This is a genomic window from Streptomyces sp. (assembly GCF_031181555.1).
Classification (GTDB): domain Bacteria; phylum Actinomycetota; class Actinomycetes; order Streptomycetales; family Streptomycetaceae; genus Streptomyces; species Streptomyces fimbriatus.
The window spans coordinates 1-5,391 of record NZ_JAPSKQ010000266.1 but is presented as its reverse complement, the minus strand read 5'-3'; the positions used below and the strand labels follow the sequence as shown (position 1 = coordinate 5,391).

The 5,391-nt window shown below is 71.4% G+C and carries 6 protein-coding genes and 1 pseudogene; 4 read left to right on the top strand and 3 right to left on the bottom strand.

Going from position 1 to position 5,391, the window contains the following annotated elements; genetic code table 11:
- On the top strand, positions 1 to 1,313 hold a 1,313-nt coding region (locus RIM90_RS30285), incomplete at its 5' end, for a TRCF domain-containing protein (RefSeq protein ID WP_309063939.1).
- A 104-nt stretch (positions 1,314 to 1,417) separates the two neighbouring features.
- Here the strand turns inward: RIM90_RS30285 and RIM90_RS30280 are convergent.
- Entirely contained in the window at positions 1,418 to 1,603 is a 186-nt protein-coding gene (locus tag RIM90_RS30280) for an antitoxin (RefSeq protein ID WP_309063938.1), read from the bottom strand.
- A 171-nt stretch (positions 1,604 to 1,774) separates the two neighbouring features.
- Between RIM90_RS30280 and RIM90_RS30275 the strand changes: the two genes are divergently transcribed.
- Together RIM90_RS30275 and RIM90_RS30270 are read left to right on the top strand one after the other, a co-directional pair.
- Positions 1,775 to 2,554, top strand: coding sequence for an HNH endonuclease family protein (locus RIM90_RS30275; RefSeq protein WP_309063937.1), 780 nt, complete (start codon positions 1,775 to 1,777; stop codon positions 2,552 to 2,554).
- An 82-nt stretch (positions 2,555 to 2,636) separates the two neighbouring features.
- The gene (locus tag RIM90_RS30270) at positions 2,637 to 3,380 is read left to right on the top strand and encodes an N-acetyltransferase (RefSeq protein ID WP_309063936.1); all 744 of its coding nucleotides are present in this window, start codon (positions 2,637 to 2,639) and stop codon (positions 3,378 to 3,380) included.
- A 30-nt stretch (positions 3,381 to 3,410) separates the two neighbouring features.
- Here the strand turns inward: RIM90_RS30270 and RIM90_RS30265 are convergent, their stop codons facing one another.
- Together RIM90_RS30265 and RIM90_RS30260 are read right to left on the bottom strand one after the other, a co-directional pair.
- On the bottom strand, positions 3,411 to 4,211 hold the full coding sequence (locus RIM90_RS30265; protein ID WP_309063935.1) for a hypothetical protein: 801 nt from the start codon (positions 4,209 to 4,211) through the stop codon (positions 3,411 to 3,413).
- Between the two features lie 45 nt (positions 4,212 to 4,256).
- Entirely contained in the window at positions 4,257 to 4,736 is a 480-nt protein-coding gene (locus RIM90_RS30260; protein WP_309063934.1) for a hypothetical protein, read from the bottom strand.
- A gap of 199 nt (positions 4,737 to 4,935) precedes the next feature.
- Between RIM90_RS30260 and RIM90_RS30255 the strand changes: the two are divergent.
- Positions 4,936 to 5,391, top strand: a pseudogene (locus RIM90_RS30255) (SAM-dependent methyltransferase); the annotation flags it as partial.

Sequence of the window (5,391 nt, the reverse complement as noted above, 5' to 3'; positions counted from 1 at the left end):
CCTCCGAGACGAAGTTCAAGGACCTGGGCCTGGTCATCGTCGACGAGGAGCAGCGCTTCGGCGTCGAGCACAAGGAGCAGCTGAAGAAGCTGCGCGCCAACGTCGACGTGCTGACCATGTCCGCCACCCCGATCCCGCGCACCCTGGAGATGGCGGTCACCGGCATCCGCGAGATGTCGACGATCACCACCCCGCCGGAGGAGCGCCACCCGGTGCTCACCTTCGTCGGCCCCTACGAGGAGAAGCAGATCGGCGCCGCCATCCGCCGCGAACTGCTGCGCGAGGGCCAGGTCTTCTACATCCACAACCGGGTCGAGTCGATCGACCGCGCGGCGGCCCGGCTGCGCGAGATCGTCCCCGAGGCGCGCATCGCCACCGCCCACGGCCAGATGTCGGAGTCGGCGCTGGAGCAGGTCGTGGTCGACTTCTGGGAGAAGAAGTTCGACGTGCTGGTGTCGACGACGATCGTCGAGTCCGGCATCGACATCTCCAACGCCAACACCCTGATCGTCGAGCGCGGCGACACCTTCGGCCTCAGCCAGCTGCACCAGCTGCGCGGCCGGGTCGGCCGGGGCCGGGAGCGCGGGTACGCCTACTTCCTGTACCCGCCGGAGAAGCCGCTGACCGAGACCGCGCACGAGCGCCTGGCGACCATCGCCCAGCACACCGAGATGGGCGCGGGCATGTACGTGGCGATGAAGGACCTGGAGATCCGCGGCGCGGGCAACCTGCTCGGCGGTGAGCAGTCCGGGCACATCGCGGGCGTCGGCTTCGACCTGTACGTGCGCATGGTCGGCGAGGCGGTCGCGGACTACCGGCGGCAGCTGGAGACCGGGGAGATCGAGGAGGAGCCGCCGCTCGAGGTCAAGATCGAGCTGCCCGTCGACGCGCACGTCCCGCACGACTACGCGCCCGGCGAGCGGCTCCGGTTGCAGGCGTACCGGGCGATCGCCTCCGCCAACTCGGAGGAGGACGTCAAGTCCGTGCGCGAGGAACTCGTCGACCGCTACGGCAAGTTGCCCGAGCCGGTGGAGAACCTGCTGCTGGTGGCGGGGCTGCGCATGCTCGCCCGCGCGTGCGGCGTCGGCGAGATCGTCCTCCAGGGCAACAACATCCGCTTCGCCCCGGTGGAGTTGCGCGAGTCCCAGGAGCTGCGCCTCAAGCGCCTCTACCCCGGCACGGTCATCAAGGCGGCCGCCCACCAGGTGCTGGTGCCGCGCCCCAAGACCGCGAAGGTGGGCGGCAAGCCGCTGGTCGGGCGCGAGCTGCTCGGCTGGGTCGGGGAGTTCCTGACGTCGGTCCTGGGGTCGTAGGGCGGCACCGAGGAGGGCGCGGGAAAACGCGTGAAGCCGTCCACGGGAGACGTTGCCGTGGACGGCTTCTGTGATGAGGGCGGTCCGGCGTGACCTCGGGTCGACTAGGGCTGGTCGGGGCGGTCGCGGTCCATGCCGAGACGGCGCTCGGCCTGCTGCTGCCCGGTGTCGACCTGCTGCTCGTACTTGCCGCCGGTCCTCTCGTTGGCCTTCTTCTCGGCGGTGTCCGAGGCCTGCTTGGCCTTCTCACGTGCCGTCTTGTTGCCCTTGAGCTTGTCGAAGATACCCATGCAGAGCTCCTTCGGGTGGTGACTCAGAATCGACGATACGCGCGACAGATGAGGAATGCCCCTTTGACCCCCATGTGGTCTGGACCTTTCGCTCGTTACGGTGGACCGGACATCACCGGGCATCGCCCGGCCCGTGCGAGGGCAGGGAACAGGGGAACGAGGGAGGTCGCCGTGGCGCGGTACAGGAGGTGGGGCCGGGTGGCCCGGCGCACCGGGCCGGTGGTGTGCGCCGCCGTCGTGCTGCTCGCCGGCTGTGCGGGGGGCCGGGACGGGGGTTCCCCGGCCGGCGACGAGAGCGGAGGCGCCGCCGCGGGCGGGCGGGCGGCCAGCCCGCTGGACAACCCGGACGGGACGAAGCCGGGCCTCGCGCCCGTGACGGGCGAGACCGACAGGGCGGCGGCCCGCGAGCTCATCGAAACGGTGCCGACGAAGGGACGCGGGCCGAAGACGGGCTACGACCGGGAGGACTTCGGGTACGCGTGGATGGACACGGCCGACGGAGTCCCGCTGGCCCGCAACGGCTGCGACACCCGCAACGACCTGCTCCGGCGCGACGGCCAGGACCTCCGCTTCCGGTCCGGCTCCGACTGCGTGGTCATCGCCATGACCCTGGCCGACCCCTACACCGGCAAGACCATCGAGTGGCGCAAACAGCAGGCCGCCGAGGTGCAGATCGACCACGTCGTGCCGCTCTCCTACAGCTGGCAGATGGGCGCCTCCCGCTGGTCCGAGGACAAGCGGGAGCAGCTGGCGAACGACGTCCTCAACCTGATCCCGGTCGACGGCCCCGCCAACTCGGCCAAGGGGGACTCCGGCCCGGCGGCCTGGCTCCCGCCGAACAGGTCCGTGCGGTGCGCGTACGCGGTCCGCTTCGCCCAGGTCGCCGTCAAGTACGAGATGCCGGTGACGCCGGACGACAAGCGGATGATGCTGACGCAGTGCGGCGGTTGAGCGGTGGCCGAGTGGAGACCGGGCTCCGGCCGAGCCGCGAAACCCGGTTTCCCGCGCCCGGGCTCACGCCTACGGTGACGCCATGGACGTCAAGATATCCAACCTCGCGGACCGTCCCCCCATGGCGCAGCCGGTGAGCGAGATGGCGGACACCTGGCCGCAGTTCGTGATCGAGGACCTCGTGGGCACCGCGTACTTCCCGCGCATCGCCGCCGAACTGCCCGAGTACGTGCTGTTCGCCGAGGACGAGCGGGGCGAGGTCGTCGCCACCGCCCACAGCGTGCCGTTCGCCCTCGACGCCCCGGGCCGCGGCGAACTGCCCGCACAGGGCTGGGACAGGGTCCTCATGTGGGCCTTCTCGGATCTGCGCCGCGGTGTCCGTCCCGACACCGTCAGCGCGATCTCGGTCTCCGTCGCCCCGCACGCCCAGGGCCGCGGACTGTCCGCGCTGATGCTCTCCGCGATGCGCGACAACGCCCGCCTGCGCGGCTTTCGCGAGGTCGTCGCCCCCGTCCGCCCCAGCGCCAAGCACCTGGAGCCGCACACCCCCATCGAGGAGTACGCCCGCCGGGTGCGCCCCGACGGGCTGCCGCAGGACCCGTGGCTGCGCGTCCACGCCCGGGCCGGTGCCACCCTCGCGTCCGTGGCACCGGCGTCCATGACCGTGTCCGCCGCGCTGGAGGAGTGGCGCCGCTGGACGGGCCTCCCCTTCGACACCGAGGGCGACGTCGAGGTGCCCGGGGCGCTGGTGCCGGTGCGCTGCGAGCCGGCGCGCGGATACGCGGTGTACGTCGAGCCCAACGTGTGGATGCGGCACTCCTTGTGAGCACCCCGGCAGGAGTGCCCCGCGGGCGGGTCAGCCCAGGGAGTCCAGGTCCAGGACGTCGCCGGCGGGCTTGTGGGCCGGGACCGGCTCGTCGTAGTCGGTGAAGGAGACCGAACCCGGGTCCGCGGCGGACGTGCTGTCGATCCGCAGCAGATACGGCTCGCCCTTCGTGGCGACGTGGACGGTGAAGCGGTCCTCGCCCTCCCGCTCCTCCAGCGTGATCGCGGGCGTGCCGTCGACGGTCGTCGTCTTCCCCCGGGTCGCCTCCGACCGGCCGTCCTCCAGGCCCCCGAGCACCGTGTCGAGGTCGCAGAAGCCGGCGATGTCCTCGGCGTCCGCGCCCTTCGCGGACGTCTTGGTCCACTTGCCGGCCAGCAGGGCCACGGCGGCGTCCACGTCGGCCTCGGGCTCGCCCTCGCTCTGGGCCCGCAGGAACGCCTCGTCGTACTTCATGTAGAGGGTGTCGCCGGTCTTGATCAGCTCGGCCTCGCCCTGGTCGTCCACGCCCATGGTTCCGGCGCAGTCGCCCTGCTTGTCCAGGGCCATGTCGAGGTGGATGGTGCCGCCGGTCTCCTCGTCGGGGACGTCGCCCTTCATCCGCAGGGACGAGGCGCCGGTCGTGGCCTTCAGGGCCCGCTCCGCGATCTCGCCGCCGGTCAGCCCGGCGAAGGGTTCCTCCTTCGGCTTCGGGGAGCTCTTCCGCTCCTTGGCCGCGCTCTGCCCGGCCGAATCGCTCGATGCGCTGTCCGCCCTGCCCTCGCCGCCACAGCCGGTGAGACCGGCGGTGGCCGCGGCGGCGAGGCAGAGGGCGGCGAGTGCGGTGCGACGCATGGTGGGTTTCCTCGGGGGTCTCGGTGAACGGACGGTGGGCACGGATCAGAAGTTGCCGTTGCCGAGCAGCTCGCCGTCGGCGTCGTAGACGGTGACGAGGCCGTTCTCGCTCTGCTTCCAGTCGGCGAACGCGGAGGCGATGAGCTTGGCGGGGCCCATGCCCTCACCCGTGATGCCGCCGGTGAAGTCGGTGTGGACGTCGGCGGTGTCCAGGATGTCGTTCTGCTCGTCGGCGCCCTGGACCTTGGTGACGTGCGAGACGGCCTCCTTCTCCTGGGCCGTCCCGTTCTTCTGCACGAACGCCTTGAACTGCTCGGCCCGGGACGCCTTCTCGACGCCCTCGTCGTCGGCGGGCTTCGCGTCGGACCCGCCGTCCGACCTCGCGCCGCCGGACCGCTGCTCCGCGGACGCCGAGGAGCCCTTGCCGTCGGATCCGCCGTCCGTGTCACCGGAGTTCGCCGAGACGGTACCGATGACGACGATCCCCACGACGGCGCCCAGCGCGATCTTGCTCTTCATGCCCATGACTGTGTCCCCTCCCGGACAGGACGACCGCCCCGCGGCGATCACTCGTTCGCTGGGTCAATAAGAACAGAGCTTGTGAACCGAGTCAACATGGTTCACATGAGTGGGTGTGTACACGCGTGTGAAGGCTTGGATCTTGCGTGCGTCGGTATGCTCGTCGCCACACACGGGTCACAGGAGAAGGGGGCGGGGTGCCGGGATGCAGGACAGCGCGACAGAGGTGACCGCCGCCGGGATCGCGCGGCTGGCCGGGGTCGGCCGCGCCGCCGTCAGCAACTGGCGCCGCCGGCACGCCGATTTCCCCAAGCCGGTCGGCGGCACCGAGACCAGCCCCTCGTTCGCCCTCGCCGAGGTCGAGCACTGGCTGCGCCGGCACGGCAAGCTCGCCGAGGTCCCCCTGCGGGAACGCGTCTGGCAGCAGCTCGCCGGCCACCCCGACGGACCGGTCACCGCCCTCACCCACGCCGGCTGTGTCCTGCTGCTGATCCACGACCGCTCCCCCGTCTGGCTGGAGGTGAGCGCCGGCTCCGACGAGCGACTGGCCGCGCTGCTGCCCGGGGCGCTGGAGCAGGTGCTCGCGCCCCGGCCGGACGGCGGGACGAGCGGCTCACGCGTGAACGGCGCGGACGCTGTGAACACCCCCTCGGGTGTTCAC